Source organism: Mycobacterium sp. TH-M82, assembly GCF_057473605.1.
Genome location: NZ_JBYCKY010000851.1, coordinates 1 through 1,580, shown reverse-complemented (window position 1 = coordinate 1,580; position 1,580 = coordinate 1). Strand labels below are relative to the sequence as shown.

Here is a 1,580-nt window from a genome sequence, read left to right as displayed (position 1 = left end):
TGATGCGCAGCAGTTCTGGGACCAGCGTTATACCCAGGCGGAACGGGTGTGGACCGGCCGAGTCAATCCACGGCTGGTTGAGGTGGCGTCGAAGCTCGCTGCGGCCCGCGCGCTGGATCTGGGTTGTGGCGAGGGCGCCGACGCCGTGTGGCTGGCCGAACACGGCTGGCAGGTGGTGGCCGTCGATGTCTCGCCGGTCGCGCTGCAACGCGCCGCAGCCGCCGCTGGTCAGCGAGGCGTGACGGCGCGAATCGACTTTCAGCATCGTGACCTTCCCGAGAGCTTCCCGGAGGGAGAGTTCGACCTGGTGTCCGCGCAGTATCTGCATTCCCCGGCGCGGTTGGAGCGCGAGAAGGTGCTGCGGCTCGCCGCCGGTTGTGTCACGCCGGACGGTGTCTTGCTCATCGTCGACCACCAGGCCGCTCCGCCCTGGTCGCCGCACCATGACCAAAAGTTGCCCAGCGCCGAGGAAGTGCTGGACTCGTTACGGCTTGATCCGGGCCAGTGGCAGCGGCTACGGCTGGAGACCGTCGACCGGGAGCTGACCGGGCCCGAAGGTCAGGTCGCGTCGGTGCCCGACAACGTGATCGCGCTGCGGCGGGCGCGATAGCGCCCGCACGGCGCACACCCAAGTGCCCGGTCAGGCCGCGTCGTGAAAGATCAGCCCGAGGGCATAGCGTGCGCCGGATCGGACGGTGGAGACGCCATGGCGCATCGGTGACGCCGACCAGCCCCGCGCCGATCGCACCGGCCGGTCGCGGGTGGCGAACAGGTAACCGTGCCCTTGTGGCAATTGCATTGCAGTACCGCGTGATTGAGACCGGAAGCGCTGCTCGACGAGCAGGAACTCACCGCCGGTGTAGTCGCTGTCCGGATCGCTGAGGTTGATCACCACCTGAAGCGGGAACACCAACTCGCCGTAGAGGTCCCGATGCAGGGCGTTCCAGTCGCCGGGGCCGTAGCGCAGCATCAGGGCGGTGGAACGGGTCTGGCCCGCACGGTGACACCGGTCCAGCCAGTCGTCGAGACGGTCCGGCCAGGGTGCCTCGCGGCCCAGCTTGGCCGCCCAGTCCCGGGCGATCGGCAGCAGTCGCGGGTACAGCGCCTGCTTGAGGCTGTCGATGGGCTCGGGATTGGGGGTGTCGAAGTACCTGTACTGCCCGGCGCCGTAGCGGTGCCTCGCCATGTCGATGGTGGCGCGGAACTTCTCGTCGTCGGCGTAGAGCAAGCGCAGCCGTGCCATCTCCGGGGCGGTGAGCAACCGGGGGAGCAGCGCACCGCCGTGGTCGTTGACGGCGGCGGCGATGGCGTCCCAGTCGCCGGCGTCGACGCGCTTCTCCCACCGGGTCGGCGGCATCGGCAGCCTCCCTCCTGGTCCTCGCGTGATCGACGATAAACCGATCGGCGCGGCGGTGGCTGGCCCGCACACTCGGCAGCGGGTAGCGTGATCAGCGCGGACGAGTTGGCCGGGCGGCCGCGGCCCGCTGGCATGCCAGGCGGGTCGAGGAAAGTCCGGACTTCACAGAGCAGGGTGATTGCCAACAGCAATCCGAGGTGACTCGCGGGAAAGTGCCACAGAA

The 1,580-nt window shown here is 69.0% G+C and carries 2 protein-coding genes; one reads left to right on the top strand and one right to left on the bottom strand.

The genetic code is table 11. The annotated features are described in order from the left end of the window. A partial coding sequence (locus AC2VON_RS24650; protein WP_486955187.1) for a class I SAM-dependent methyltransferase occupies positions 1-610 on the top strand: 610 nt, incomplete at its 5' end. A 30-nt stretch (positions 611-640) separates the two neighbouring features. Here the strand turns inward: AC2VON_RS24650 and AC2VON_RS24645 are convergent. After that, positions 641-1,357: a 2OG-Fe(II) oxygenase gene (locus AC2VON_RS24645; protein WP_486955186.1), complete on the bottom strand. Its 717-nt coding sequence runs from the start codon at positions 1,355-1,357 to the stop codon at positions 641-643. Positions 1,358-1,580 lie beyond the last annotated feature (223 nt).